Here is a 26,860-nt window from a genome sequence, read left to right on the forward strand (position 1 = left end):
CTCAGATCACCTTCGCGAACGCGACGGCGGTGTCCGCCATGCGGTTCGAGAAACCCCACTCGTTGTCGTACCAGGACATCACGCGCACCAGCGTGCCGTTCTGCACCTTGGTCTGGTCCTCGTGGAAGGTCGAGGAGTGCGGGTCGTGGTTGAAGTCGATCGAGACGTTCGGCTGGTTGGTGTAGCCGAGAATGCCCTTGAGCTGCTGCTCGGAGGCGCGCTTCATCGCCGCGTTGATTTCCTTGGCGTCGGTGGCGCGCTTGGCGACGATCTTGAGGTCGATGACCGAGACGTTCGGGGACGGCACGCGGATCGAGACGCCGTCGAGCTTGCCCTTCAACTCGGGCAGCACGAGGCCGATCGCCTTGGCGGCGCCGGTCGAGGTCGGGATCATCGACATCGCCGCCGCGCGGCCGCGATAGAGATCCTTGTGCAGCGTATCGAGCGTCGGCTGGTCACCGGTATAGGCGTGGATCGTGGTCATGAAGCCGGTCTCGATGCCGACCAGGTCGTTCAGCACCTTGGCGACCGGCGCGAGGCAGTTGGTGGTGCAGGACCCGTTGGAGACCACCAGGTGATCCTTGGTTAGCGTGTCGTGGTTGACGCCGTAGACGATGGTGGCGTCGGCGCCGTCGGCGGGCGCGGAGACCAGCACGCGCTTGGCGCCGGCGGTCAGATGCGCGGAGGCCTTGTCCTTCGAGGTGAAGATGCCGGTGCACTCCATCGCGATGTCGATGCCGAGATCCTTCCAGGGCAGCTTGGTGGGATCGCGCTCGGCGGTCACCTTGATCTTGCCGTTGCCGAGGTTGATGGAGTCGCCATCGACGGTCACGGTGCCGGGGAAGCGGCCATGGACGCTGTCGAAGCGGAGCAGATGGGCGTTGGTCTCGACCGGGCCGAGGTCGTTGATGCCCACCACCTCGATGTCCTTGCGGCCGGACTCTGCGATAGCCCGCAGGATGTTGCGGCCGATGCGGCCAAAACCGTTAATTCCGACGCGGACTGCCATCTTTCGTCTCCTTCAATGACCGTTGTCATCCCGCCGGACGCCATAAGCGCATCAGCGAGGGTTTTTTAGGGCGGACGCCCGGTTCGGCCGGGCGGAACTTGATCATATGGAGACGTTCGTAGTCCTTTTTTTCGGCAAGCTCAACTCTCAGGAAACGCGCTTCAGGACAGCGTTAACCGCGGCCTCGGCGGTAATGCCGAAGTGCTTGTAAAGATCCTTCGCCGGCGCGCTGGCGCCGAACGAATGCATGCCGATAAATTCGCCATCCTGGCCGATCACGGCGTCCCAGCCCCAACGCACCGCGGCCTCGATCGCGACCTTCACCGGCGCGTTGCCGATGATGGCGGCGCGCTTGGCCTCTGGTTGCGCTAACAACAGTTCCAGCGAGGGCACCGACACCACCCGCGACGGGATGCCGCGCTCGGCGAGCTGCTTCTGGGCCGCCACCGCGATCTCGACCTCGGAGCCGGAGGCGAACAGCGTCGCCTTGGCTTCGCCCTGGGCTGCGACAAGCTCATAGGCGCCGTACTGGCAGGGGTTCTCGTTCACGCTGGTGCGGAGCTGCGGCAGGTTCTGCCGCGTCAGCGTCAGCACGGTCGGGCCATCGATACGGTTCAGCGCAAGCTCCCAGCATTCGGCGGTCTCGACGGAATCGCAGGGGCGGAACACGCGCATGTTCGGGATGGCGCGCAGCGCTGAGAGATGCTCGACCGGCTGATGGGTCGGGCCGTCTTCGCCAAGCCCGATGGAATCGTGCGTCATCACGTAGACGACGCCGGCGCCCATCAGCGCGGCAAGCCGCATCGCGGGCCGCGCGTAATCGGTGAAGACCAGGAAGGTCGCGCCGTTCGGCGCGAAGCCGCCGTGCAGGAAGATGCCGTTCATCGCAGCCGCCATGCCGTGCTCGCGGATGCCGTAATGGATGAAGCGGCCTTTTGGCGTCTTGGCCGAGAAAGCTGTGGCCGACTTCGCCTTGTTGTTGTTGGAGCCGGTGAGGTCGGCGGAGCCGGCCAGGAACTCCATCGGCATCGCAGCCGCGATCACCTCGATCACGGCTTCCGAGGATTTGCGGGTGGCCGCGACAAGCGGCTTTTCCAGGAGCTCCTTCTTGAAGGCTTTCACGGCCTTTGCGAGCGAGGCCGGACGCTCATGGCGCAGGCGGCGCTCGAACTCGGCACGCTTGCGGCTGCCGAGCTCGCCGAGCCGTGCTTCCCATTCCTGCCGGGCGGTCGCGCCGCGGCTGCCGGCCGCGCGCCAGGCCTTCAGCACGTCGTCCGGCACCGAGAACGGTTCGAGCGAGATGCCGAGATTTTCCTTGGCGGCCTTGAGCTCGTCGGCGCCGAGCGCCTCGCCATGCGCCTTCGCGGTACCGGCCTTGTGCGGCGCGCCGTAGCCGATCGTGGTGCGGCAGGCGATCAGCGTCGGCTTGTTCGACTTTTGGGCGCGGGTGATCGCGGCTGATATCGCGGCCTGGTCCTGGCCGTCGATCTTCTCGGCGGCCCAGCCACACGCCTTGAAGCGCTTCACCTGGTCGACGGAATCCGAAATCGACGTCGGTCCGTCGATCGAGATGCCGTTGTCGTCATAGAGCACGATCATCTTGTTGAGCTTCCAGTGCCCGGCCATCGCGATCGCTTCCTGCGACACGCCCTCCATCAGGTCGCCGTCGGAGGCGAGCACATAGGTGTGGTGGTCGACGATCTTCTTGCCGAACTCGGCGGCGAGCATCTTCTCGGCGAGCGCCATGCCAACCGCGGTCGAGATGCCCTGGCCGAGCGGGCCGGTCGTGGTCTCGATGCCCTTGGTGTGGAAGTTCTCGGGATGCCCGGGGGTGAGCGAGCCGAGCTGGCGGAACTGCTTGAGCTGGTCCAGCGTCATCGCCGCATTACCGGTGAGATACAGCAGCGAATAGAGCAGCATCGAGCCGTGGCCGGCGGAGAGCACGAAGCGGTCGCGGTCAGGCCAGTCGGTGGCCGCAGCGTCGAATTTCAGGAACTGTGTGAACAGCACCGTCGCCATGTCGGCGGCGCCCATCGGCAGGCCGGGATGACCCGATTTCGCCTTCTCGACAGCGTCCATGGCAAGGCCGCGGATCGCGTTGGCCATACGGGTGTGGTCGACCTGCGTCATGTCTGAAATCCGTCTGAAATGAGGCGCTTGGCGAATGGTACGCCCGCGCGGGAAGGAGCCTTGAAGGTCGCGGCTGGGATAGCATCTCGGTTCCGGGAGTCCAAGGCAATCGAACGCCGGTTTGGCCGCAAAAGTTGCTTACGGCATGATCCGAAAAAGTGGGGGCCGGGTTTTCCGGTGGGATCATGCCCACCAGGAGAACCGATAGATCGGGATGCTTCCATCCCGATCTATCGGTGCATAGTTTCGCGGCGGCGTTGCGCTCGGCTAGCTTGCCACGTAAATTTCTGCTTCTAACCGCTTGCCGAACCGAGTCTTTTGCCGGGCGGCGAGCCCCGGCCAAAGGCCAAGGGAAAGGCCACGGGCAAAGCCAACAGGTTCCGCCGCTGACTGCATGAACGATCGCGTGTCCAACAGTTCCGCCATGACGGAGTCTTCCGCCGTCGAGATCGAGATCGCGACCCGCAGGTTGATGGCGGCGCTCGACTCGCTCGAAAGCGCGGTCGAGCGGCGGCGCGATGCCGATCGCGACGAGAACGAGCTCGCGACGCGGATCCAGGCCTTGGGCGCGGATCGCTCGCGGCTCGCCGACGAACTCGACGGCGCGCTGGTGAAGGCGCGCAAGCTCGAGCGCACCAACCGCGAGATCTCCGATCGGCTGGAATCCGCGATCGTGACGATACGTTCGGTGCTCGATACCGGAGAGGACGGATGAGCCACATCAACGTCACCATCAACGGCCGGCAATACCGCATGGCCTGCGAAGAGGGCCAGGAGGTGCGGCTGTTGAAGCTCGCTGACGGCTTGGAGACGCGGATCCAGTCGCTGCGCGGAAAATTCGGCGAGATCGGCGACGCGCGGTTGACTGTGATGGCGGCGCTGACCGTCTGCGACGAGCTGGTCGATGCCGGCAACCGCATCCGCACCATGGAGCAGGAATTGACCGAGCTGCGGGATTTCCGCAACGCCGCCGTCGAGCGCGCCCGCATGACCCAGACCGCGGTGGTCAATGCGCTGAACGCCGCCGCCGAACGTATCGAGAAGTCGACCCAGGTCCTGAACCGGACCGTCGGAGGCGGGATCGCGATCGGGTGACCGTGGTGGGACCGATGTGCTGCGAGCTTGGGACGGTGCACACCTCTCCCGGAGGGAGAGGTCGGATCGCATCGTAAGATGCGATCCGGGTGAGGGTTTACGGTCTCGCCGAATGCTGCGGCCCCTCACCCGGATTGCACTGGACGATGCTTCGCATCGCCAGGCGCAATCCACCTCTCCCCGCTGGGGAGAGGTGGGCACCGAGGCCGCCGGTTGGGCTGGTGATTCGTCAGTATCGTTGTTACATTGCCCGAGCGAGGCTGCGACGCGCGTCCGGAGCCATATATCCCCGGGGCCTTATCGATCCTTTAGGGAACTGTCCCTGGCCGGGCCCGTGGGCTCGGACATATGGTGCCCACCTACTTTCGTAGGGAACTCCGGGATCGAGTGCTTCAACGGCGTCTGCGGCTTCGCACTGTTTGTCTGCTTGGTTTGTGCTTGTTGAAACAACTGCGGCCATTTCAACAGGTGTCATGCCCGGCCTGGTGCGCAATTGCGCACGGAGGACCGGGGCATCCAGTACGCCGCGGCCTTTGTGTGAATCACCATCGCCTCTGGAATACTGGATCATCCGCTCCAGTGCGCAAGAGCGCACAAGGCGGGTGATGACGAAGGGACCAACGCACATGACCAGCTCCAAAGCCGAGCTCCGCGCCAGGGCCCTCGCCAAGCGCGACGCGCTGAGCGAGAAGAAGCGCGGCGCTGCCGCCACCAAGCTCGCCAAGCGCGGGCTGCCGTTCAAGCTTTTGCCCGGCAGCATCGTCTCCGGCTATTCGCCGATCCGCAGCGAGATCGATCCCGCGCCGCTGATGCGGAAGCTCGCCGAGGTGGGCGCACAGCTCGCGCTGCCCTGCGTCACCACGCGCGGCAAGGCGCTGATCTTCCGCCTCTGGCATCCGAACGACCGGCTGATGCTCGGCCCGCTCGGCATTCCCGAGCCGTCACCGGCGGCGGCCGAAGTGATCCCGGACATCATGCTGACGCCGCTTGCGGCCTTCGACCGTCTCGGCCATCGCATCGGCTACGGTGCGGGGCATTACGACTTCACCTTCGCGCATTTGCGCAAGGCCAAGCACATCGTCGGCATCGGGCTCGCTTTTGCAGTGCAGGAGATCGAGACCGTCCCGGCACTATCCCACGACGTGGCGCTGGATTATGTGCTAACGGAATCGGACGCGTTCGATTTCCGGAGTTCTGAAGTTGCGCATTCTGTTCGTGGGTGATGTCGTCGGCCGTAGCGGCCGCGAGGCGATCGCCGAATATCTGCCCGGCATGGTCAAGGACTGGTCGCTCGATTTCGTCGTCGTCAACGGCGAGAATTCGGCCGGCGGCTTCGGCATCACCGAAGCAATCTACCAGGAATTTCTCGACGCCGGCGCCGATGCGGTGACGCTCGGCAACCACTCCTGGGATCAGCGCGAGGCGCTCGTGTTCATCGACCGCGCCGAGCGTCTGGTGCGGCCGGCGAACTATCCGCGCGGCACGCCCGGCCGCGGTGCGGCGCTGGTCGAGACCAAGAACGGCAAGCACGCCCTCGTCGTCAACGCGTTGGGGCGCGTCTTCATGACCCCGTTCGACGATCCCTTCGCCGCGCTCGAGCGCGAGCTCGGCGCCTGTCCGCTCGGCGTGGCGGCCGATGCCATCGTCGTCGACTTCCATTGCGAGGCGACCAGCGAGAAGCAGGGCATCGGCTTCTTCTGCGACGGCCGCGCCAGCCTCGTCGTCGGCACGCACACGCATGTGCCGACCGCCGACCACCAGATACTCACCGGCGGCACCGCCTACATGACGGATGCCGGCATGACCGGCGATTACGATTCCATCATCGGCATGCAGAAGGAAGAACCGCTGCGGCGCTTCACGTCGGGGATTCCGTCGGGCCGGTTCGAGCCGGCGGGCGGTGTGGCGACGCTCAGCGGCGTTGCGGTGGAGACGGATGACGCCACGGGCCTCGCACGGCGGATTGCGCCGGTGCGCGTGGGGGGGAGGCTCGAGCCGGCCAAACCCGCGTTCTGGATGCACTCCTGAATTTCCCTGGAGAGCCATGGTGCCGAGGATCGCCGTCATCCTGCTGTTGCTGTTGCTCTCCCATGGGGCACTCGCGCAGATCCTGAGCAAGCCGCGGCCGGCGACGCGAGGCGCCGTGTCTCCAGCCGATATCGCTGAACGGCTGGAGAAGTCAGCGAACGAGACGGCCCGAATTGTGCCCAGCGCGGCGCGGGGCTCGGCGATCGATTTCGCCTGGCCGATGACGGCCGAGGAATATGCCGCGACGGCAAAGCATGTGCTCGTGCTCGTCAGCGTCGTGACGCAGGACGCCGCAGAGCTTCCACTGCGTCGCGTCCACATCAGGGCCGGCGGCAAGGATGTCGAGCTGGTGCGCCTCAGTCATGAACTTGTCGGTGTTGCCAAAGGCTCCAGGACTTTTTCGGTGCTCGGCGCCCATCGCGAAGATGGATTCTACCTGGCGCCGGCGCGCGCCATGATGGCGGAGGGCTATCTGCAGGCCGATTTCGCTACGCGCCGAAGCGATTTCAACCTGTACAAATTGCCGGCCACGGCGCCGGACTTCATTCGGTCAGACAAGAGCCCCGAACCGCCGGCGGACAGCAAGCCGGACCTGGCAGCCGTCAGGGCGATGATCGTGCGGGAGTACAAGGGCTTCAAGCCTCCGACGTTTGAACGGACGATGTTGCCGTTCTCAGAAAAGCTGGCGAGTCTTGAGTTTTAGTCTGCCGTCGCAACGCGCCGGTGCGTGTGGACCGCGTTGGCTCGAGCCGGCGACGGCGCGGTTCTAGTTGAGCTAGCTCTACAAGCTCAGCTGTCGTCCCGGCGAAGGCCGGGACCCATACCGCGTGATCTGTCGATTGCTCGCGGTAGGAGTACCGAACGACGAATCTTCGCCAAATGACGAGTTGTGGTTATGGGTCCCGGCCTTCGCCGGGACGACCGCTGAAAGTGATGCGCTAACCTTGTCTACTCCGCCGTCTGCTCCCTTAACTCCGCCACATCCTTCGCCGTCAGCTTCGAGCCCTTGGTGCCGAACCGCGCCGTCACGTAGTTCGCCACGGCCGCGATCTCGTCGTCGGTGTACGCATTGCCGAACGCCGGCATCGACAGCGCGCCGTCGGGCGTGTGGCGCTTGGTGCCTGAGAGCACGATCTGGGCGACGTTGGTGGCGGCAGGGTCGTTGACGGCCCAGGTGCCGGTCAATGTTGCCATCGGCGAGACCGGGCTCTCGCCGCTCCAGCCATGGCAGCTGGCGCAGGCGCTGGCGAACACCTTCTTGCCGCGGGCGTCTGCCGTGACACCGTCCTTGTGTGAGGCGGGCGCGACCGGCGCCGTGGTAGCCGGTAGGTCGGGCGAGGAGACCGGTGGCACGCTGCGTAAGTAAGCAACGATCGAGCGGATGTCCTCCGGCGCAAACTGGCTGAAGCTGTGGTCGACCGCTTCGCCCATCGGGCCCGAGGCCGAGCCGTGGCCTGGCGCGTGGCCGAGCGACAGATACGAGATCAGATCTTCGTCGCGCCAATTGCCGAGGCCGGTCGCCTTGTCGGAGGAGATGTTGAAGGCGCGCCAGCCGGCGGTGATGGCGCCTGCGAACTTCTTGCGATTGTCGAGCGCAAAGCCGAGATTGCGCGGGGTGTGGCATTCGCCGCAATGGGCGAGGGCTTCGGCCAGATACGCCCCTCTGTTCCATTCCGGGCTTTTCGACGTATCCGGCGCAAAGCGCGTATCCGGATTGAACACGGCCGACCAGAAGATCATCGCCCAGCGCTGGTTGAACGGGAACGACAGCGTGTTGTCAGGCGCTTTCGCACGCACCGCCGGCAGGCTGAACAGATAGGCCTTCACTGCCAGCACATCGTCGTCGCTCATGTAGGTGTAGGAGGTGTACGGCATCGCCGGATAGAGCCGGGCACCATCATGGCGCTTGCCGCGCTGGACGGCGTTGAGAAAATCCTGGTCGCTGTAATTGCCGATGCCGGTGTCCTTGTCCGGCGTGATGTTGGTCGAATAGAGCGTGCCGAACGGCAGCTTGAAGCCGAGCCCGCCGGCATACTCCTTCCCGCCGGGACCGGTGTGGCAGACCATGCAGTCGGCCGCCTTGGCGAGATATTCGCCACGTTCGACCAGGCTGGCCTTCTCGAGCTTGGCCGGCACGCCCGTGGGCTTGCCGGCGTGATAATCCGCCAGCGCCACCTTGGAGCCGCCGGCAAAATCGAGCGGGCCGGGCCCGCGGATGATCCAGACGCCGAGCGCCACCGCGACGATGGTGATCACGACGAGGCCTGCGAGGATACGCATTGTCCTGCTCATGCCTTCTTCCCCGCAGCCAAGAGTTTCCGATCGATCGGCAGGCGCCGCAGCGCCACGCCGGTTGCGGCGTAAATCGCGTTGCGCAGCGCCGGTGGCCCGGCATTGACGCCGGCCTCGCCGATGCCGCCCGGCGCCTCGCCGCTCTTGACCACGGTGACGTCGATCTTCGGCGTCTCGTTGATGCGCATCATGCGGTAGTCGTGGAAGTTCGATTGCTGCACGCGGCCCTTGTCGATCGTGATCTCGCCATAGAGCGCGGCGGTGAGGCCGAAGATCAGGCCGCCCTCGATCTGCGCCTTTACGGTATCGGGGTTGACCGCGATGCCGGTGTCGACCACCGAGGTGATACGACGCAGCACGATCTCGCCGATGTCGTCGATCTCGGCTTCTACCACCGTCGCGATGAAGCTCGCGAACGACGGCTGCACGCAGACGCCGCGGCCGACGCGGGCCGGCAGTGGCTGGCCCCAGCCGGACTTTTCAGCGACGAGGTTGAGCACGGCGAGCATGCGCGGGTTTTTCGTCAGCATGGACTTGCGGAATTCGATCGGGTCCTTGCCGGCCTTGCGTGCGAGCTCGTCCATCGCGGATTCGATCGCGAACACGTTGTTGTTCGGGCCGACGCCGCGCCAGAAGCCGGTCGGCACCGCCGGCGGCTCGGCGTGGACATATTCGACATGGAAATTGGCGAAGTCGTAGGGCGCGTCCACCGCAGCGTCGATCGCGTCGATGTCGATCCCTTTCTGGAACGCCGGCGGCAGCCAGCGTGCCAGCACGGCCGAGCCGGCGACCTTGTACTTCCAGGCCGCCACCTTGCCGTCCACCAGCGACGCCGTGATCTGGTCGCGATAAACAGGACGGTAGACGTCGTGCTGGATGTCTTCCTCGCGGGTCCAGATCACCTTGACGGGATAGTCGACCTGTTTTGCGATCTTCACCGCGGCGACGACCATGTCCGGCTCGAGCTTGCGGCCAAAGCCGCCGCCGAGCAAATGCTGGTTGACGATCACCTTGTCGACGGGCAGGCCGGCGGCCTTTGCCGCCTCCGACTGCACCCGTGTCATGATCTGCGTGCCGGTCCAGATCTCGCAGGCATCCGGCCTGACATGGACGGTGGCGTTGATCGGCTCCATCGACGCATGCGCCAGGAAGGGAAGCTCATAGACCGCCTCGAACTTGTCGCCGGTGGCGAGCGCCTTGGCGATATCGCCGGTGGATTTGGCGATCGCGCCGTCCTTCTCGCTCGCCGTGCGCAGATCCTGCCAGATGTCCCTGGTGCTGATCCCCGCGTTCGGCCCTTCGTCCCACTCGATCTTGAGCGCTGCGAGGCCCTGTTTGGCCGCCCACATGTGATCGCCGATCACGGCGACGGCGTCGTCGAGCACGACGACCTTGCGCACGCCGGCGACTTTCATCGCTGCGCTGTCCTCGACCTTGCCGACCTTGCCGCCGAACACCGGGCAATTGGCGATCGCGGCGATCTTCATGCCGGGCAGGATCGCGTCGATGCCGTAGAGCGCCTTGCCGTTGACCTTGTCCGGCGTGTCGAGCCGCTTCAAGGGCTGGCCGATGAGGACGAAGTCCTTGGGATCCTTCACCGCGACGTCCTTCGGCGGCGTCTGGCCCTGCGCGGCGAGCGCGAGCTCCCCGTAACCGAGCTTGCGGCCGCTTGCGGCATGGCTGACCTCGCCCTTCGAGGCCGTGCAGCTTGCGGGCTCGACGCCCCATTGGCTGGCCGCGGCCTGCACCAGCATCGCGCGCGCGGTGGCGCCGGCCTCGCGCAGCGGCATCCACCAGGCGCGGATCGAGTTGGAGTTGCCGGTGACCTGAAGGCCGAAGGTCGGATTGGCGTAGAGCTTGTCGTTGGGCGGCGCGTGCTGCACCTCGACCTTGCTCCAGTCGGCGTCGAGCTCCTCGGCGAGCACCGCCGAGATCGACGTGTAGGTGCCCTGGCCCATCTCGACCTGCGGCATCATCAGGACGGTACGGCCGGTCTCGTCGATGCGGATGAAGGCGTTGGGCGCGAACTTGCCGTCGGTCACGTCGCGCTGCGCCGGCTCGTTGGCAGCGGCGCGCAGCGGCAGATGGAAGGCGAGCAGGAACCCGGTGGCAAGGCTCCCGGTCAGGAGCGTGCGGCGGGAGACGCTGTTATGTGCATTCATGGCGGACCTCACGACTGCCGGCCGGAGGCGGCCTGCTTGATGGCCTCGCGGATTCGGACATAGGTCCCGCAACGGCAGATGTTGCCGGCCATCGCGGCGTCGATGTCGGAATCGTCGGGGTTGGGCGTTGCCGCCAGCAGTGCCGAGGCCGACATGATCTGGCCGGACTGGCAGTAGCCGCACTGGATCACCTCGAGATCGAGCCAGGCTTTCTGGACCTTCGCGCCCGACGGCGTGCTGCCGACATGCTCGATGGTGGTGATGCTGCGGTTTGCGACCGCACTGACCGGCAACACGCAGGAGCGCACCGCCTTGCCGTCGACATGCACCGTGCAGGCGCCGCATTGCGCGATGCCGCAGCCGAATTTGGTGCCGGTCATTTGCAGGATGTCGCGCAGCACCCACAGCAGCGGCATGTCCGGTGGCGCATCGAAGGTCTTTTGTTCGCCGTTGATGGTGAGAGTCGTTGCCATATGCATTTCCCTTCCTCGCCAGATCGCTTGCGGCGATCTAGTTGGCGAACTCGCGCGACCATAATCATAACGCTGCGAAACGATGAAGCGTCGAATTTCTTCGCAATGCATATTTGCGCAGCCAGCGCGTCAGGCCATGACGTTCACGAATTTGTGCGCCGATCGCTGCGGCGGTTTTGAGCTAATTGGAATGATAATCGTCATGTTTTGATGCTTTTTCGTCATGTGCGTCGTTGATCGCCGCAGACGATCGTGCGAATGCGCAAGTTCATGCGATGACGAAATGCGTGCGTTTGGAAAAATCGGGTGGCGAGCATCGGCACAGGATGAATCGCGACAACTCGTTGCTGTGCCCTCTCCCCTTGCGGGAGAGGGCAGCACCGCTGGGAGACGCAACCTCACTTGGGTGAGGGGTTCTCTCCGCGAGTCCGGAATTGTAGGGTGGGCAAAGGCGCTCTTGCGCCGTGCCCACGATCTTTGCAAGACGTCACAGACGCGTGGGCACGCTTCGCTTTGCCCACCCTACGATACTCGTGAGCGCGGATAGAACCCCTCATCCGGCGCTACGCGCCACCTTCTCCCACAAGGGGAGAAGGAAGGGAACATGCAATTTCGGAATAGTAGCATTATGCGCCTGTTTTGCCCGACGGGTCAACCGTTCATCGGGCGCCTGGAGCGTGATGGGCGCCAAGTCGTTGATTTTCGGCGCGCCGGCTACTGTGCATGGGGTTGTTTTTCGGATTTTGATGTGAGGGCCGCCGCGACGGCCGTCAGCCCTGCCGGAATCCCATCCGGAACGCGCCCCAGTGCCTGCCGCGGACCGTGATCGGCGAGGACAGGTCCTTCATCAGCACGAACTGCCCGCCGCCCATGTCGCGGCGGTAGGTCTGGAGCAGGAACGGTTTTGTGTTGGCCGCGACCTTCTTCACCGCGCGATCGCTGAACAGGCGGCGGTTGCGACAATTGGCGTTGTTCCAGACCGGGTCCTTGCCCTGCGGCAGGCGGTAGTTCGGATTGTGGGTCGGCAGGTACCCGCCCTTGGCCCAGGCGACGCAGAACACGATGCGGGGATCGGATTTCTGGATCGGGTCCTGGATCGCGGGCAGCACGCGGTCGGTGAAGTCGACATAGGCGGTGGTGTACTGCTTGGGATCGGTGCCGGCGATCTCGCGGTAGGTTTCGTCCATCAGCCGGTCGAGCGTGATCTCGCCGCGATCGATCGCGGCCTCGAATTCGGCCGAGATCCGCTTCGCGGTCTCGACGACGACACGGATCAGCGGCGCGTCCGAGGTCTCCACGCCGCTGTCGGCGATCAGCGCGATCAGGCCTTCGGAGGTGTCGAGCAGTCTTGTGACCCGCTGGTCGGCGCTCTTGAGATCACGCGAGGAGAGGTCGACGCCCCTGGCAAGCGCGTTGAGCTCGGAGATCACGGTGTCGCAATGGCCGAGATTGGAGGTCGCCGCGCGCGTGACGTTGCCGATCTCCGCCTCCACCGAGGCGAAGCCCTGCTGGACCCGTGAGATGATGCCGGAGATCTGCTGGGCGCCTTCGCCGGCGGTCTTGGCACGCTGCGAGGCGTCGCTGCTCTCGCCGATCAGGCCTTCGATCTGGCCGTCGAGGTCGCGCACGGTGTCGGAGATCTCATGCGTGGCCTGGCGGGTGGCTTCCGCGAGGTTTTTCACCTCGCTTGCGACCACGGCGAAGCCGCGTCCGGCATTGCCGGCACGCGCGGCTTCGATCGTCGCGTTCAGCGCCAGCAGATTGGTCTGTTTTGCAATGGCCTCGATCGATCCCGACACTTTGGCGACCTGCGCCAATGCAGAGCCGACCGCGCTCAGGCGCGCCTCGATCCGCCCCACCGCTGCGACGAGCTCGGCGATGTGGCTGACGGCGGCATCGACCGCGCTGCGCGACTGCGCGATCTCGCCGACCGCTGCGGAGGTGGTCGATTGCACCGCCTGTGAGGCGTTGGCGATGTCGCGGTTGGCGGAGACCATGGTCTCCGCCGTCGTCTGGAGGTGGTGAAACCGCTCCGACTGGTTGGCGACGCGGTTGGCGACCTCCTGGACATTGCCGGCGATGTCGGCGAGCTCGACACCGAGACCGCCGATGCGGTCGGCGAGCTGGTCGATCAGGCGTTCGGCCAGGGTCCGGTTCGATCCGGTGTCCAGGACTGCAACTTGCGCAACGGACATGCAGGGGCTTCCTCAAGTCGGAGCCGTTCGCCGGCTCCCTGCGGCATTCCCATTTCAATTCCGCTTAAGAAGGTGATTCGCGCTTTGGCGTCTTGCCTGAGCGTGCACTACAGCTTGTAAGCGGTGCGGAATCCGCCCCAGTGCCGGCCCTGCACGCGGATTGGGACGTCGATCTCGCGCATCATCACGGTGTTGCCGTTGCCCATGTCGCGCGCATAGCTCTGGACCAGGTACGAGCGCAGGTTGCGCGCGGCGGCCAACCCCGCCGGATCGTTGAAGATCCGCCGGTTGCGGCTGTTGGCGGTGTTCCAGGCGGTGTCGCCCGGCCGCTGCGGATGCGAATAGATCTTGTTGTGCACCGGCAGGAAGCCGTTGCGGTCGACCATGGCGCAGAACGCCATGCGCGGCTCCTTGACGAGGAAAGCCTCCTGGAGCGGCGGCAGCGCGCGGTCGGCCCAGTCCAGATATTTTGTCCGGTACTGCTGTGGATTGGTGCCGGCGATTTCCGCGTAGTCTGTGTCGAAGAGATCGTCGATCCTGATCTCGCCGCGGGCCACGGCCTGCTCGAAGATCTTCGTCAGCGCGTTACCGGCTTCCATGGCGCGGGTGACGAACTCGGTGTTCTCCTCGTGGATCGACCAGAGCCTGTCCTCGATCTTCTCGCGGAGCTCGGCATTGGGGCTGACGAATTGCGTGCGCGCGCCGGCCTTGGCCTGCTCGATCACGCGCAGCCGACAAGTGCCGACGCCTTCGAGGGTGCCGTCGACGATCGCCTGAGGGGCGAGCCGGCCTGCCTCCGCGCCGCCGATCAGCACGCCGTCCATTGCGATCTCGTAGACCGGCAGCACGCCGCGCGCGCTCTCGAATTTGAGATGGCACGGCAGCCGCTCGGTCTTGCGGCGATCGTCGTGCTCGCTCTGCTTGAGCAGCACCGCGCAGCGCGATTTCAGCTTCTGCGCGAAGGTGGTCACCGCCTTGCCGGCGCTGGCGACGTTCTCGCCATGGGACTCGGCCGCCTTGGTCGCGGCGTCGATCTCGGCCGCGCTCTCACCGACCGCGACGATGAAGTCCGAGGCGCTCGCCGCGTTGCCGGAGACCTCGCTGGTGGTGGCGTTCTGCTCGGCGACTGCGCCGTTGACGGTGTCGAACACCGGGCGGATCGCCTCGATCGCCTGCGAGATGCGATGCACCGCCTCCGCGGAGCCCGCGGCATCGCGCTGGAGGGCGTCGATCTTTTTGGTGATCTCTTCGGTTGCGCCCTGGGTCTGCACCGCCAGCGCCTTGACCTCGGTGGCGACGACCGCAAAGCCCCTGCCGGCTTCGCCTGCGCGCGCGGCCTCGATGGTCGAGTTGAGCGCGAGCAGCGTGGTCTGCCGCGCGATCTGGGCGATCAGATTGACGACATTGCCGATCGCCGCGGAGGATTCACGCAGGCGGTCGACATTGGCGCGGGCTTCCTGCGCCGCGGCACTGGCTTCGTCGGCGAGCTTGCCCGCCGCGCGCACCTGCGCACCGATGCCCTGCGCGGACTGGGTGAACTTGTCGGCGGCGTGGGCAAAGGTCGAGGCGGTCGATTGCGCGGCGTTGGTCCGGCCGGTCAGGGCGTCGGTGCGCTGGCGGATGTCGGCCAGCGTCGCGGCAGTCGCCTCGGCGCCGCCGGCGACCGAATTGGCGGCACGCTCGAGCTGGCGGATCATCGCCCCAAGCTCGAGTTCCAGGAGTTCCAGGATTTCCCGGGCCGAATCGGCCTCGACGGCTGGGGCTGGCTCGGAACTGGCCGCCGGCTGGGCCGGCTGCGGGGCCGCGGGCGCGGCCATGTCCGGCAGACGCTTCCGAAATAATGCGAACGCCATCAGGTCACTCTTGTCGGGAGACGGGTGAACGCTATTTTCGCAAGCCGGGATGAAATCAGGGTTAACGGTGCCTGACTTCTGGGCACGGGCCGCTACGGTACTACCTTAAGGTATCAGAGGCCCCTTTCATTCCGGTGGGTTGGCGGCCTATAAGGCCGCGCTTCCCACGCTCTCCTCAGGCGCACGCTTCCTTAAAGAGACCACGCATGGCCGGACATTCCCAATTCAAGAACATCATGCACCGCAAGGGGCGGCAGGATGCGCAGAAGTCGAAACTGTTCGGCAAGCTGGCGCGGGAAATCACCGTCGCGGCCAAGCTCGGCACGCCCGACCCCAACATGAATCCGCGCTTGCGCGCGGCCATCATCGCGGCGCGCCAGGAGAACATGCCAAAGGACAATATCGAGCGCGCCGTCAAGAAGGCGCTCGGCAATGAGGGCGAGAACTATGACGAGATCCGCTACGAGGGCTATGGCCCCGGCGGCGTCGCCGTGATCGTCGAGGCGCTGACCGACAACCGCAACCGCGCCGCCTCCGACATCCGTTCCTTCTTCACCAAGTCCGGCGGCAATCTCGGCGAAACCGGCTCGGTCTCCTTCATGTTCGACCGCACCGGCATCATCGAATATGACCGCAGCGTCGCCGATGACGATTCGGTGCTCGATGCCGCGATCGAGGCCGGCGCTGACGACGTCATCTCCGGCGAAGGCGGCCACGAGATCTACGCCTCGACCGAAAGCTATCGCGACGTTGCCAAGGCGCTGGAGGCCAAGTTCGGCGAGCCGCGCAAGGCCGCGCTGATCTGGAAGCCGCAGAACACGGTCGCAGTCGACGACGAGACCGGCGAGAAGCTGTTGAAGCTGATGGACCTGCTCAACGACCACGACGACGTCCAGAACGTCTACGCCAATTTCGAGGTGTCGGACGCGCTGGTCGCCAAGATGGGCGGGTAGGGGCGTTCGGAGGAGGTGAAGAGCCCCACTTCCCCTGTTACTTCCGTTCCGTTTCTGTTTCGCTCCGTCCGGCCAGCCGCTATCACTGGCGCATGACCGCGCTCCCGATTCGCGTCCCCGTTCGCATCATCGGCATCGATCCCGGCCTGCGCCGCACCGGCTGGGGCGTGATCGAGGCCGACGGCAACCGCCTGATCTATGTGGCCTGCGGCTCGGTGGAACCGCCGGACGATTTGCCGCTGGCGAGCCGTTTGCTCGCGATCCATGAGGGGCTGGCGGCCGTACTCTCCCGGCACGCACCTATGGAAGCCGCGGTCGAGCAGACCTTTGTCAACAAGGACGGCGTCGCGACCCTCAAGCTCGGGCAGGCCCGTGGCGTCGCCATGCTGGCGCCCGCCATGTTCGGCATCAGTGTCGCCGAATACGCGCCGAACCAGGTCAAGAAGACGGTGGTCGGTGCCGGCCATGCCGACAAGCAGCAGATCGCGATGATGCTGAAGATCTTGCTGCCCAAGGCCGAGCCGCCATCGGCGGATGCCACCGACGCGCTCGCCATCGCCATCACCCACGCCCATCATCGCCAGAGCACCGCGCTGCGGCTGAAAGTGGTCGGGATATGATCGGCAAGCTCAAGGGCCTGATCGATTCCTACGGCGAGGATTATGTCATCCTCGACGTCGGTGGCGTCGGCTATCAGGTGCACTGTTCGGCGCGGACGTTGCAGCATCTGCCATCGCCGGGCGAAGCGGCCGTGCTGTCGATCGAGACCTATGTCCGCGAGGATCAAATCAAACTGTTCGGCTTCCGCACCGATCAGGAGCGGGAATGGTTTCGCCTGCTCCAGACCGTGCAGGGCGTCGGCGCCAAGGTCGCGCTTGCGGTGCTCGGCACGCTGGCGCCGGCCGATCTCGCCAATGCGATCGCGCTGCGCGACAAGGCCGCGGTGGCGCGCACGCCCGGCGTCGGTCCCAAGGTCGCCGAGCGTATCGTCACAGAATTGAAGGACAAGGCGCCGGCCTTTGCCAATGTCGATCCGGCCGTCGTTCATCTCGCCGGCGCCGTCGACGACCAGCGCGCGCCGCGCCCCGTCGCGGACGCGATCTCTGCGCTGGTCAATCTCGGCTATGGCCAGCCGCAGGCCGCCGCGGCGATTGCGTCGGCCTCGCGCAGCGCCGGTGAGAATGCCGAGACGGCGCAATTGATCCGGCTTGGCCTGAAGGAACTGGCGAAATAGGCTATGTTCGCCGCAGAGCTGATCAGGACTATATCTCACGCATGCTGACCAAGAAGGACAAGGAGTTGATTGCCGCCGCGACCGATGCAATCAGCCAGCGTTACCGCAACGACTGGCAGGAGGTGGGGGCGGCGATGCGCACCCGTGATGGCCGCATCGTGACTGGCGTCAATATCGATGCCTATATCGGCCGCAACGCCATCTGCGCCGAAGCGATCGCGATCGGGCGGGCGATCACCGAGACCGGCGATCACGGCATCGAGAGCATCGTCGCCGTGCGCCATCCGAAACCCGGCGAGCCCGGCGACATTGCCGTCGTCTCGCCCTGCGGCACCTGCCGCGAGCTGATCCATGATTACGATGCCAAGGCGAAGGTGATCGTGCCCAACAATGGCCGCGCGCCCAAGGTGGTCACGATCGGCGAGTTGCTGCCGAACAAGTACCGCAGAGGCAACGAGTGAACACGCCGCCCCGCATGGTTTCGCCCGAGCGCCGCAGCGACGATGTCGGCGACACCGCGCTGCGGCCGCAATCGCTGTCCGATTTCGTCGGCCAGCAGCAGGCGCGCAAGAATCTCTCGATCTTCATCGAGGCGGCACGCAAGCGCGGCGAGGCGCTGGACCACGTGCTGTTCGTCGGTCCCCCCGGTCTCGGCAAGACCACGCTGGCCCAGATCGTGGCGAAAGAGCTCGGCGTCGGCTTTCGCGCCACGTCGGGTCCAGTCATTGCCAAGGCCGGCGATCTTGCCGCGCTCCTGACCAATCTCGAAGAGCGCGACGTGCTCTTCATCGACGAAATCCACCGCCTCAGTCCGGCGGTCGAAGAGGTGCTCTATCCCGCGATGGAGGACTTTCAGCTCGATCTCATCATCGGCGAGGGCCCTGCGGCGCGCTCGGTCAAGATCGAGCTGTCGAAATTCACCCTGGTCGGCGCCACAACGCGTGCCGGCCTCCTCACCAATCCCCTGCGCGATCGCTTCGGCATTCCGATCCGGCTCAATTTCTATACCATCGAAGAACTCGAGAGCATCGTCACCCGCGGCGCGCGCGTGCTCAATGTCGGCATGAGCGCGGACGGCGCCAACGAGATCGCGCGCCGCGCCCGCGGCACGCCGCGCATCGCCGGCCGCCTGCTGCGTCGCGTGCGCGATTTCGCCTCGGCTGCGAACGCCGACAAGATCGACCGCAAGATCGCCGACCACGCCTTGAGCGCGCTCGAGGTCGATGCCGCTGGCCTCGACGCCATGGACCGTCGCTATCTGTCGACCATCGCGCAAAACTATGGCGGCGGCCCGGTCGGCGTCGAGACCATGGCCGCCGCGCTGTCGGAGCCGCGCGATGCGATCGAGGACATCATCGAGCCCTATCTGATCCAGTGCGGCTATCTCCAGCGCACCCCGCGCGGCCGCCTGCTCACCTCGCACGCCTTCCGGCATCTTGGCATCGCCGAACCCTCGCGCGATGCGGCGCAGTTCGGCCTGTTCGGGACCGACGAAAGCGACGATTGATCGCAAATGCGGCGATCCTGTTGTCATGAACTTCCGGTAACCTCTTTGCAGATGATCTGCACAAGCGCACCCCAATTCCGCTCCATTCGGGCCGCATCACGGAAGCGCATCACGATCGGGCTTCCATGATTTCTCGGCGTCATCTCATCCGTTCCATCGGTGGTCTTTCCGCCCTCGGCATCTCGACCGCCGCCTATGGCGTCGGCGTCGAGCCGATGCGGCTCCGCGTCACCCGCTACCATCCGACCCCGCAGCAATGGCCGGCGGATTTCCCGTTGAAGATCGCGGTGATCGCCGACATCCATGCCTGCGATCCCTGGATGTCGCTGGCGCGGATCGAGACGATCGTCGACCGCACCAACGCGCTGAATGCCGACCTCATCGTGCTGCTCGGCGATTATGTCGCCGCCGTTCACCAGGTCGCGCGGATCATTCCGTCGAGTGAATGGGCCAGGGTGCTGGCCGGCCTCAAGGCGCCGCTCGGCGTTCATGCCGTCATGGGCAATCACGATTATTGGGAAGACAGGGCCGTGCAGCGGGCCGGGCATGGGCCGACCATCGCTCATCGCGCGCTGGAAGCGGCCGGCATTCCCGTCTACGAGAACGACGCGATGCGCCTTACCAAGGACGGCCGTTCCTTTTGGCTCGCCGGCCTCGGCGACCAGCTCGCCTACATGCCGGCGCAGCGCTTCCGTAGCACGGCCCGCTTCGGTGCCGACGACCTCACGGCAACGCTGGCCAAGATCACCGACAACGCGCCGGTCATCCTGCTCGCGCATGAGCCCAACATCGCGTGGCGCGTGCCGGCGCGCGTCGCGTTGCAGCTGTCTGGCCACACCCATGGCGGCCAGGTTCGCCTGCTCGGCTGGTCGCCGGCCGTTCGGGGCCCGAATGCCGGGCAGCTCGCCTATGGTCATGTCAGGCTGAAATGCGACGTCATCATCTCCGGCGGCCTCGGTTGCAGCATCGTCCCGGTCCGCCTCGGCGTGCCGCCGGAGATCGTCGAGGTGACGCTGGGGCGGCGGCCGGTGGTCGTGTAAAGCATGGAATTCTACATCAAATGATGCCATATTTGATGTAGAGGTATTGCCATGAGAACCACGATCGCGATCGACGACGAGCTCTTTGCCAAGGCGCAGGAGTTCGCTGGTGTCAGTGAAAAGTCGGCTGTTGTCAGGGAAGCTTTGAAGGCCTTCGTCGAACGAGAGGCCGCGCGCCGTCTCGCACGGATGGGAGGTACCGAACCCAAGGTTAAGGCTCCGCCGCGTCGCCGACCCAAATGAAAGTCCTGGCGGATACGTCGATCTGGGTCGACCACCTCCGCCGCGCGGATGAGCGGCTGGCTGGTCTCCTCAATCACGGGGATATCGTCATTCATCCGTTCGTGATCGGGGAATTGCTTCTAGGGGGCGTGCCCAAGGGCTCCGATATGCTTGACGATCTGAACACTCTCCCCAGGGCGACGGTCGCAGGCAATGACGAAGTCCTGGAGTTCATCGTCAAACGAAGGCTAACCGGGTTGGGCATCGGATACGTCGATGCGCACTTGCTGGCGTCGACGATTTTGACGGCCGAGGCCTCAATCTGGACACGCGATAAGCGGTTGCTTGCGGCGGCTCGGTCGCTGAACCTGGCTGCCGATATCCAATGAGTACCTCGATGGCCCATCTCGACGGCGAGATCCGCCACGGCCGCCACCACATGCAGGTCCGCGTCTATTACGAGGACACGGATTTCTCCGGCATCGTCTATCACGCCAATTATCTGCGCTACATGGAGCGCGGGCGCACCAATCATCTGCGGCTGATGGGCGCCGAGCAGCAGGCGCTGTTCGAGCAGGTCGAGACCGAAGGCGCCGGCTTCGCCTTCGTGGTCCGCTCGATGCACCTCGATTTCCTTAAGCCCGCGCGGATGGACGACGTGCTCGACATCGTGACCTGGCCGGTCGCGGTGAAGGGTGCCTCCATCATGCTGGCGCAGGAGGTGCGGCGAGCCGAGGACGTCCTGGTCAAGGCCGAGGTGCGCGTCGCCTTCATCAGCGGCGGCCGGGCGCAACCGATCCCGAAATCGATCCGCGTGCTGATGAAGGCCGATCTGATTTCCTGATCGCCCGATAGGCGATGGCCACTCGACTCCGTGGCGCGCAGGGATAGATTTACGGCCCCCGCCAACCGATGAGGCCGTCATGTCGCGCCCACCGCTTCCGCCCTTCACGAGAGAGACTGCCGCGCAAAAGGCCCGCATGGCCGAGGACGCCTGGAATTCGCGCGATCCGGTGCGCGTCTCGCTCGCCTATACCGAAGACAGCCGCTGGCGGAATCGTTCCGAGGTGTTCCATGGCCGCGAAGCCATCGTCGCATTCCTCACCCGGAAATGGGAGAAGGAGCAGGACTACCGCCTGATCAAGGACCTCTGGGCCTTCGACGGCAACCGCATCGCGGTCCGCTTCCAGTACGAATGGCATGATGGAAACGGCCAATGGTATCGCTCCTACGGTAACGAGCAGTGGGAGTTCGACGAGCACGGGCTGATGCGGCGGCGTGAAGCGTCGATCAACGACATCATGATTGCGGAGAAGGACCGGCGGTTTCACTGGCCTGCGCCGGGGCCGCGGCCGGCGGATGTGGCGGGGCTGGGGACCGCGCCGTTCTGAAATGCTTCCTCTCCCTCTTCCCGCAAGTGGGGCGAGGTGAACTCAGCGCTTCGCCAGAAACCGCGTAATCGCTCCACCCAACCTCGCGCTGTCCAGCGGCTCCGCCAGCGAAGCCTTCGCCGTGGCAACGACATCATGCGGCGCCTTGCCGTCGCGCAGCTCGCAGCACACTTGAGCAAACTCGACGTCGAACTCCGGATGCGGCTGCACCGACATCGTGGTGCCATTGGCGTAGAGCAGGCCGGCATGCGGGGTGAAGTCGGACGACAGGATTGTCTGCGCGTCGCTTGGCGCTTCGATCACCTGGTCCTGATGCGAGCAGGCGATGGCGACCTCCTGGCCGTCTATGACACCGTTGTCCGGCGCGACACGATAGACATGTCGTCCGATTCCCCACCCCTTGTCCGATTTGCGCACGGTGCCGCCGAGCGCCTGCGCGATCAGCTGGTGGCCGAAGCAGACGCCGACCATCGGCGTGCTGTTCGCATGCGCGGTGCGCACGAAATCCTCAAGCGGTGCGATCCAGTCGAGCCCGTCATAGACACCGGCCGCTGCCCCCGTGATCAGGATGGCCTCGACCTTGTCCGGATCGGGCAGCGCATCGCCATTGGGGATGCTGACGACCTCGACCTCGGCTGACGGGTCTTCGGCGCGGACCATGCGCTCGAACATGTCCGGGAACGAGCCGTGGCGCTCGCGATGCTTTTGCGGGACCAGGCCCGTCTCGATGATGGTGATGCATGCCATGCGTTGTCGCCTGAAATGTGCCGTCAATTGGTTGGTTGCGCGAGCTGCGTGCTCTTCTTGCGGACCTCGCCGAGAAAGGCTTTGGCGAGGCGCGACAGCGGCTCGGCCTCCGACCACAACATATAGGCGACTGCATGCGTCGTCGGCGTGAACGGCCGCACGACGAGGCCGTGGCCGCCATTCTGCCGCGGCGAGAACGGATCGACCACCGCGGCGCCGACGCCGGCGGCCGCGAGCACGCAGGCCGTGTTGCAATAACGCACTTCGACGGTCGGCTGGAACGGCGCGCCTGCACGCGCAAAACTGTCGCGCACGGCCTCACCCAGCCGCGTGCCGCGCTCGAGCCCGATGAAGGGGAGGCCGGAGAGGTCCGAGGCCGAGATGACAGGACGGTCGGCGAGCGGATGCTGCGGCGGCAACACGCAGACCATCTCACCGGTGTGCACGACCTCATGCGCGATGCCGGGATGATGCGTCAGCCCGAGCGCGAAGCCGAGCTCGGCGACATGGCTGAGCACGCCCTCGATGATGCCCTCGTAGCGCCGCACGTCGAAGAACACACGCGTCTCCGGGCGGCGGCGCAGGAAGCCCGACAGCGCGGACGGGATGATGCTGTAGGCGAGCGGCGGTGTCGCCACGATCGCGAGATGGCCGGAGCGGTTCTCGCGCAGATCGCGCACGCGGTTCTCCAGCTTGGCGTGCAGCGCGAAGATCGCCTCGCTCTCCTTGTAGAGCGCCATCGCTTCCGCGGTCGGAAACAGCCGGTTGTTGACGCGCTCGAACAGCGCAAAGCCCGCCTGCGCCTCCATCGTCTTCAGCGCATTGCTGACCGCAGGCTGCGACAGCGCGAGCTCGTCGGCCGCCGCCACCGTGGTGCGGTGGCGGATGACGGCACGCAGGATCTCGAGCTGGCGCAGGTTCATATCACTGCCGATTATACTCCGGGCCAAAACATCATAGCACGGCGAATTGCTTTTGCAGCCCCGCTTACGCCTAATGCCTTCGGATTTGCTCGCTGGATCAAAGGGTTCACCGCCCATTGAGGCAGCATTGCGCACAGATTGGAGGCAATCTTGGTTCGTGTCCTTCGCGCCGCCGCAGCCCAGATGGGGCCGACGCAAAAAGCCGATACCCGCGAGCATACGCTCAAGCGGATGCTCGACATGCTCGAGGAAGCAGCCAGCCGCGGCGCCAGCCTGGTGGTGTTTCCGGAGCTTGCTTTCACCACCTTCTTTCCGCGCTGGCTTTTGGAAGGCGATGCGCTCGATCAGTATTTCGAGCACGGCATGCCGAACCCGGCCGTGGCAAGGCTGTTCGATCGTGCGCGGGCGCTGCGCGTCGGCTTCTATGTCGGCTATGCCGAGATGACGCCGGACGGCCGCCGCTACAATTGCGCCATCCTGGTCGATCGCGACGGCGAGATTCTCGGCCGCTATCGCAAGGTTCACCTGCCGGGTTCGGTCGAGCCGCGCGCCGGCGCCCGTTACCAGCAGCTCGAAAAGCGCTATTTCGAATATGGCGATCTCGGCTTTCCGGCCTTCCGTGCCGGCTCGGCCTGGGCGCATGCGATCATGGGCATGATGATCTGCAACGATCGCCGCTGGCCGGAATCCTGGCGCGTGCTCGGCCTGCAGGGCGTCGAGCTCGTCTGCATCGGCTACAATTCGGCGGCCTATGATCCGAATGGCGGCACGACGGAAGACGGGGCGCTCCGCACTTTCCACTCGACGCTGGTGACGCAGGCCAATGCTTACATGAATGCGACCTGGGCGATTTCGGTCGCCAAGGCCGGCGACGAGGACGGCTCGGGCCTGATCGGCGGCTCCTGCATCGTCGATCCCAATGGCTGCGTCGTCGCGCAGGCCGCAACGCTGACCGACGAGGTGATCGTCGCCGACGTCGATCTCGACCTCTGCCGCCAGGGCAAGGACAAGATGTTCAATTTCGCCGCCCACCGGCGGCCGGAGCAGTACCGGGTGATCACCGAGCGCGCCGGGGTGATCGAGCCGGCCGTGCTAGACGCGGACTAAGTGGCACGGTGCTGGCAACGGAAAAGGTTGGCAAAGGAGCTGACATGACACGCCTCTCGCTTTCTCTCGGATTTGCAGCGTTCGCTGCCATCGCTTCCGCACAGGCCGCCGAGCTCCCGGCGGAGATCAAGCAGGCGGGGGCGCTGAAACTCACGGTCAACTCGACCTACGCGCCGATGGAATATCGCGATCCCGCGAGCAACGAATTGGTCGGACTCGACATCGATCTTGCCAATGAGCTCGCCAAGCGGCTCGGCGGCCTCAAGATCGTCTGGAGCGAGACGCCGTTCGCCGAGCTGATCCCTTCGCTCCAGACCAAGCGTGCCGATTTCATCATCTCCGGCATCTCCGATCGCGCCTCGCGGCGGGAGACGGCCGATTTCGTCGATTATCTGACAACCGGGCCACAGTTCTTCGTGATGGCGGAGAGTGAAGCGAAGACTGCTGCCGATCTCTGCGGCAAGAAGGTCGGCACCACCCGCAGCACCAGCTTCCCGGTCGAGATCGAGAAGTGGAGCAAGCAGAATTGCGAGGCGGCCGGTAAGCCGGCCATTCAATACGTGCCGGGCGAGAACTCCATCGACGTCCGCAACCAGCTCAAGCAGGGCCGCATCGACGCCGCCGTGCAGGGTAGCGAGACGCTGCCTTACGCGCAGACACAGGAGCCCGGCAAATACCGCGTCATCGGCGCGCAGTTGACCATCGGCTATCAGGGCATCATGTTCCGCAAGGATGACGCGGCGCTTCGCGAGGTGGTGACCGAAAAGCTGACCGCCATGATCGGCGACGGGGCCTACAAGGCTATTCTCGACAAATGGGGTCTCGGTGCCAATGCAGTCACCCAGCCCATGCTGAACGCGGCGCCGCAATGAAGCCAGCGCCGGCACTCGCGGAGGGTTTTCCCGATCTGTCGGGAATGCGGATCGCGCGCGAGCCGCACTGGTTTCGCTGGCTCAGCGCGGGCCTGATCGTTCTCGTGCTCGCCGCGATTGCGCGCGCCTTCGCGGGCGGTCAGATCGAATGGTCCTATGTCAGCCGCTTCTTGACTGTGAAGGTAATCCTCGAAGGCATCGTCAACACCATGGTGATGGCGGTGCTGGCGATGGCATTCGGAATCTTCCTCGGCATCGTCGTCGCGATCATGCGGCTGTCGCCCAATCCGGTGCTGAAGACGGTCGCCGCCGGCTACACCTGGCTGTTCCGCGGCACGCCGCTGATCCTGCAATTGCTGTTGTGGTTCAATCTCGCGCTGGTGTTTCCGACCATCGGCATTCCCGGCCTGTGGAGCGCGCGCGCCGTCGACGTCATGACGCCGTTTCTCGCCGCGCTGCTCGGACTCGGCATCAATCAGGGGGCCTATACGTCCGAAGTCATGCGCGCCGGCATGCTCTCGGTCGACATCGGACAATATGAGGCGGCGCAGGCGATCGGCATGGGGCGGCTGCGCGCACTGCGCCGGATCATCCTGCCGCAGGCGATGCGCGTCGTGATCCCGCCGCTCGGCAACGAGTTCATCGGCATGGTCAAGGCGACCTCGCTTGCGAGCGTGATCCAGTATCCGGAAGTGCTGCACAACGCCGAGAACATCTACTACGCCAATTCTCGCGTGATCGAGCTCTTGATCGTGGCCGGCCTCTGGTACCTGCTCGTCGTCTCGATCCTGACGCCGCTCCAGATGCTGCTCGAACGCCGTTTTGCACGCGGCACATTGCGGCTTGCGCGATGACAAAACCCCTCGTCGCGATCCGCTCCGTCAGCAAGAACTTTGGAGAGTTCCAGGCTCTCAAAAACGTCTCGCTCGACGTCTGGCCCGGCGAGGTGATGTGCCTGATCGGCGCCTCAGGCTCCGGCAAGACCACGCTGCTTCGCTGCATCAACCAGCTTACCGCGATCGACAGCGGCGGTATCTGGCTCGACGATGAACTCCTGGGCTTGCGCGAGCAGGGCGGGCGGCTCTATCGGCTGAGCGAGTCGGAGATCGGGCGGCAGCGGCTGAAGACAGGCATGGTGTTCCAGCGCTTCAACCTGTTTCCGCACAAGACGGCGCTCGAGAACATCACCGAAGGCCCGCTCCAGGTGCAGGGCCGCAAATCCGACGAGGTGCGCGCCGAGGCGCTTGAGCTGCTGCGTCGCGTTGGGCTTGCAGCCAAGGCCGAATCCTATCCCGCGCAGCTCTCCGGCGGCCAGCAGCAACGCGTCGCCATTGCGCGCGCGCTCGCGATGAAACCGATGCTGATGCTGTTCGACGAGCCGACCAGCGCACTCGATCCGGAGCTCGTCGGCGAGGTGCTTGCCGTCATGAAGGAGCTGGCGAAGAGCGGCATGACCATGATGGTGGTGACGCACGAGCTCGGCTTTGCCCGCGAGGTCGCCGACCGCGTCGTCTACATGGACCAGGGCGCGATCGTCGAGCAGGGCCGCGCCACGGACGTGTTGGGCGCGCCGAGCGAGGAGCGCACCAAGGCATTTCTTTCGGCTGTGATCTGACATGGGGACGTG

28 protein-coding genes and 1 other RNA gene are annotated in these 26,860 nt (G+C 65.2%); 20 read left to right on the plus strand and 9 right to left on the minus strand.

Going from position 1 to position 26,860, the window contains the following annotated elements; genetic code table 11:
• Position 1: 1 nt before the first annotated feature.
• Together gap and tkt are read right to left on the minus strand one after the other, a co-directional pair.
• The gene (gene gap, locus IC761_RS05680) at positions 2-1,009 is read right to left on the minus strand and encodes a type I glyceraldehyde-3-phosphate dehydrogenase (protein ID WP_195802307.1); all 1,008 of its coding nucleotides are present in this window, start codon (positions 1,007-1,009) and stop codon (positions 2-4) included.
• 147 nt (positions 1,010-1,156) lie between these two features.
• Positions 1,157-3,139, minus strand: coding sequence for a transketolase (gene tkt / locus IC761_RS05685; protein WP_195802308.1), 1,983 nt, complete (start codon positions 3,137-3,139; stop codon positions 1,157-1,159).
• Between the two features lie 394 nt (positions 3,140-3,533).
• On the opposite strand from tkt, the gene IC761_RS05690 reads away from it, so the two are divergent.
• The 6 genes from IC761_RS05690 to IC761_RS05715 all read left to right on the plus strand — a co-directional run bounded on the left by IC761_RS05690 (position 3,534) and on the right by IC761_RS05715 (position 6,965).
• Positions 3,534-3,854 (plus strand): DUF4164 domain-containing protein, encoded by a 321-nt coding sequence (locus IC761_RS05690; protein WP_195802309.1) that lies wholly within the window; start codon positions 3,534-3,536, stop codon positions 3,852-3,854.
• Positions 3,851-4,234, plus strand: a complete 384-nt coding sequence (locus IC761_RS05695) for a cell division protein ZapA (protein WP_195802310.1) — start codon at positions 3,851-3,853, stop codon at positions 4,232-4,234. The genes IC761_RS05690 and IC761_RS05695 overlap by 4 nt, the downstream gene beginning before the upstream one ends.
• 254 nt (positions 4,235-4,488) lie before the next feature.
• A non-coding RNA gene (gene ssrS / locus IC761_RS05700) (6S RNA) lies at positions 4,489-4,649 on the plus strand.
• A gap of 211 nt (positions 4,650-4,860) precedes the next feature.
• Positions 4,861-5,457, plus strand: coding sequence for a 5-formyltetrahydrofolate cyclo-ligase (locus tag IC761_RS05705; protein WP_195802311.1), 597 nt, complete (start codon positions 4,861-4,863; stop codon positions 5,455-5,457).
• The gene (locus IC761_RS05710; RefSeq protein ID WP_195802312.1) at positions 5,435-6,262 is read left to right on the plus strand and encodes a TIGR00282 family metallophosphoesterase; all 828 of its coding nucleotides are present in this window, start codon (positions 5,435-5,437) and stop codon (positions 6,260-6,262) included. The genes IC761_RS05705 and IC761_RS05710 overlap by 23 nt, the downstream gene beginning before the upstream one ends.
• Positions 6,263-6,278: 16 nt before the next feature.
• A complete protein-coding gene (locus IC761_RS05715; RefSeq protein WP_195802313.1) occupies positions 6,279-6,965 on the plus strand; it encodes a hypothetical protein in 687 nt (228 codons plus the stop codon).
• Between the two features lie 245 nt (positions 6,966-7,210).
• Here IC761_RS05715 and IC761_RS05720 read toward each other — a convergent pair whose 3' ends face one another.
• The 5 genes from IC761_RS05720 to IC761_RS05740 form a co-directional block, all read right to left on the minus strand.
• On the minus strand, positions 7,211-8,554 hold the full coding sequence (locus tag IC761_RS05720; protein ID WP_195802314.1) for a c-type cytochrome: 1,344 nt from the start codon (positions 8,552-8,554) through the stop codon (positions 7,211-7,213).
• A complete protein-coding gene (locus tag IC761_RS05725; protein ID WP_195802315.1) occupies positions 8,551-10,716 on the minus strand; it encodes a xanthine dehydrogenase family protein molybdopterin-binding subunit in 2,166 nt (721 codons plus the stop codon). The genes IC761_RS05720 and IC761_RS05725 overlap by 4 nt, the downstream gene beginning before the upstream one ends.
• Positions 10,717-10,724: 8 nt before the next feature.
• A complete protein-coding gene (locus tag IC761_RS05730; RefSeq protein WP_195802316.1) occupies positions 10,725-11,189 on the minus strand; it encodes a (2Fe-2S)-binding protein in 465 nt (154 codons plus the stop codon).
• A 770-nt stretch (positions 11,190-11,959) separates the two neighbouring features.
• Positions 11,960-13,384: a methyl-accepting chemotaxis protein gene (locus IC761_RS05735; protein ID WP_195802317.1), complete on the minus strand. Its 1,425-nt coding sequence runs from the start codon at positions 13,382-13,384 to the stop codon at positions 11,960-11,962.
• A 107-nt stretch (positions 13,385-13,491) separates the two neighbouring features.
• Positions 13,492-15,237 (minus strand): methyl-accepting chemotaxis protein, encoded by a 1,746-nt coding sequence (locus IC761_RS05740; protein ID WP_195802318.1) that lies wholly within the window; start codon positions 15,235-15,237, stop codon positions 13,492-13,494.
• 206 nt (positions 15,238-15,443) lie between these two features.
• Here IC761_RS05740 and IC761_RS05745 point away from each other — a divergent pair, with 206 nt between their 5' ends.
• The 10 genes from IC761_RS05745 to IC761_RS05790 all read left to right on the plus strand — a co-directional run bounded on the left by IC761_RS05745 (position 15,444) and on the right by IC761_RS05790 (position 21,584).
• A complete protein-coding gene (locus IC761_RS05745) occupies positions 15,444-16,190 on the plus strand; it encodes a YebC/PmpR family DNA-binding transcriptional regulator (RefSeq protein WP_195802319.1) in 747 nt (248 codons plus the stop codon).
• Positions 16,191-16,282: 92 nt separating this feature from the next.
• A complete protein-coding gene (ruvC, locus tag IC761_RS05750) occupies positions 16,283-16,810 on the plus strand; it encodes a crossover junction endodeoxyribonuclease RuvC (RefSeq protein ID WP_195802320.1) in 528 nt (175 codons plus the stop codon).
• Positions 16,807-17,424: a Holliday junction branch migration protein RuvA gene (ruvA, locus tag IC761_RS05755; protein ID WP_195802321.1), complete on the plus strand. Its 618-nt coding sequence runs from the start codon at positions 16,807-16,809 to the stop codon at positions 17,422-17,424. The genes ruvC and ruvA overlap by 4 nt, the downstream gene beginning before the upstream one ends.
• 41 nt (positions 17,425-17,465) lie before the next feature.
• Positions 17,466-17,885: a cytidine deaminase gene (locus IC761_RS05760; protein WP_195802322.1), complete on the plus strand. Its 420-nt coding sequence runs from the start codon at positions 17,466-17,468 to the stop codon at positions 17,883-17,885.
• A complete protein-coding gene (ruvB, locus tag IC761_RS05765) occupies positions 17,882-18,931 on the plus strand; it encodes a Holliday junction branch migration DNA helicase RuvB (protein ID WP_195802323.1) in 1,050 nt (349 codons plus the stop codon). Before IC761_RS05760 ends, ruvB begins: the two co-directional genes overlap by 4 nt.
• Positions 18,932-19,056: 125 nt before the next feature.
• Positions 19,057-19,971 (plus strand): metallophosphoesterase, encoded by a 915-nt coding sequence (locus IC761_RS05770; RefSeq protein WP_195802324.1) that lies wholly within the window; start codon positions 19,057-19,059, stop codon positions 19,969-19,971.
• 51 nt (positions 19,972-20,022) lie between these two features.
• Complete coding sequence (locus IC761_RS05775; RefSeq protein ID WP_195802325.1) at positions 20,023-20,214, plus strand: type II toxin-antitoxin system VapB family antitoxin; 192 nt, start codon at positions 20,023-20,025, stop codon at positions 20,212-20,214.
• Positions 20,211-20,582 carry a type II toxin-antitoxin system VapC family toxin gene (locus tag IC761_RS05780; RefSeq protein ID WP_195802326.1) on the plus strand — a complete coding sequence of 124 codons (372 nt, stop codon included), beginning with the start codon at positions 20,211-20,213 and terminating at the stop codon, positions 20,580-20,582. Before IC761_RS05775 ends, IC761_RS05780 begins: the two co-directional genes overlap by 4 nt.
• Positions 20,583-20,590: 8 nt before the next feature.
• The gene (ybgC, locus tag IC761_RS05785) at positions 20,591-21,037 is read left to right on the plus strand and encodes a tol-pal system-associated acyl-CoA thioesterase (protein ID WP_195802327.1); all 447 of its coding nucleotides are present in this window, start codon (positions 20,591-20,593) and stop codon (positions 21,035-21,037) included.
• Positions 21,038-21,116: 79 nt separating this feature from the next.
• Complete coding sequence (locus IC761_RS05790) at positions 21,117-21,584, plus strand: nuclear transport factor 2 family protein (RefSeq protein ID WP_195802328.1); 468 nt, start codon at positions 21,117-21,119, stop codon at positions 21,582-21,584.
• A 42-nt stretch (positions 21,585-21,626) separates the two neighbouring features.
• Here the strand turns inward: IC761_RS05790 and IC761_RS05795 are convergent, their stop codons facing one another.
• Together IC761_RS05795 and IC761_RS05800 are read right to left on the minus strand one after the other, a co-directional pair.
• Entirely contained in the window at positions 21,627-22,331 is a 705-nt protein-coding gene (locus tag IC761_RS05795) for a type 1 glutamine amidotransferase (RefSeq protein WP_195802329.1), read from the minus strand.
• 23 nt (positions 22,332-22,354) lie between these two features.
• On the minus strand, positions 22,355-23,254 hold the full coding sequence (locus IC761_RS05800) for a LysR family transcriptional regulator (protein ID WP_195802330.1): 900 nt from the start codon (positions 23,252-23,254) through the stop codon (positions 22,355-22,357).
• A 183-nt stretch (positions 23,255-23,437) separates the two neighbouring features.
• Here IC761_RS05800 and IC761_RS05805 point away from each other — a divergent pair, with 183 nt between their 5' ends.
• The 4 genes from IC761_RS05805 to IC761_RS05820 are packed head-to-tail and all read left to right on the plus strand — an operon-like array spanning position 23,438 to position 26,848.
• Positions 23,438-24,361, plus strand: coding sequence for an N-carbamoyl-D-amino-acid hydrolase (locus tag IC761_RS05805; protein ID WP_246791549.1), 924 nt, complete (start codon positions 23,438-23,440; stop codon positions 24,359-24,361).
• A 44-nt stretch (positions 24,362-24,405) separates the two neighbouring features.
• On the plus strand, positions 24,406-25,233 hold the full coding sequence (locus IC761_RS05810; protein WP_195802332.1) for an ABC transporter substrate-binding protein: 828 nt from the start codon (positions 24,406-24,408) through the stop codon (positions 25,231-25,233).
• Positions 25,230-26,087 carry an amino acid ABC transporter permease gene (locus IC761_RS05815; protein ID WP_195802333.1) on the plus strand — a complete coding sequence of 286 codons (858 nt, stop codon included), beginning with the start codon at positions 25,230-25,232 and terminating at the stop codon, positions 26,085-26,087. Before IC761_RS05810 ends, IC761_RS05815 begins: the two co-directional genes overlap by 4 nt.
• Positions 26,084-26,848 carry an amino acid ABC transporter ATP-binding protein gene (locus tag IC761_RS05820; RefSeq protein ID WP_195802334.1) on the plus strand — a complete coding sequence of 255 codons (765 nt, stop codon included), beginning with the start codon at positions 26,084-26,086 and terminating at the stop codon, positions 26,846-26,848. Before IC761_RS05815 ends, IC761_RS05820 begins: the two co-directional genes overlap by 4 nt.
• The last annotated feature ends 12 nt before the right edge of the window (positions 26,849-26,860 follow it).

It is taken from the genome of Bradyrhizobium commune (assembly GCF_015624505.1).
Taxonomy (GTDB): Bacteria; Pseudomonadota; Alphaproteobacteria; order Rhizobiales; family Xanthobacteraceae; genus Bradyrhizobium; species Bradyrhizobium commune.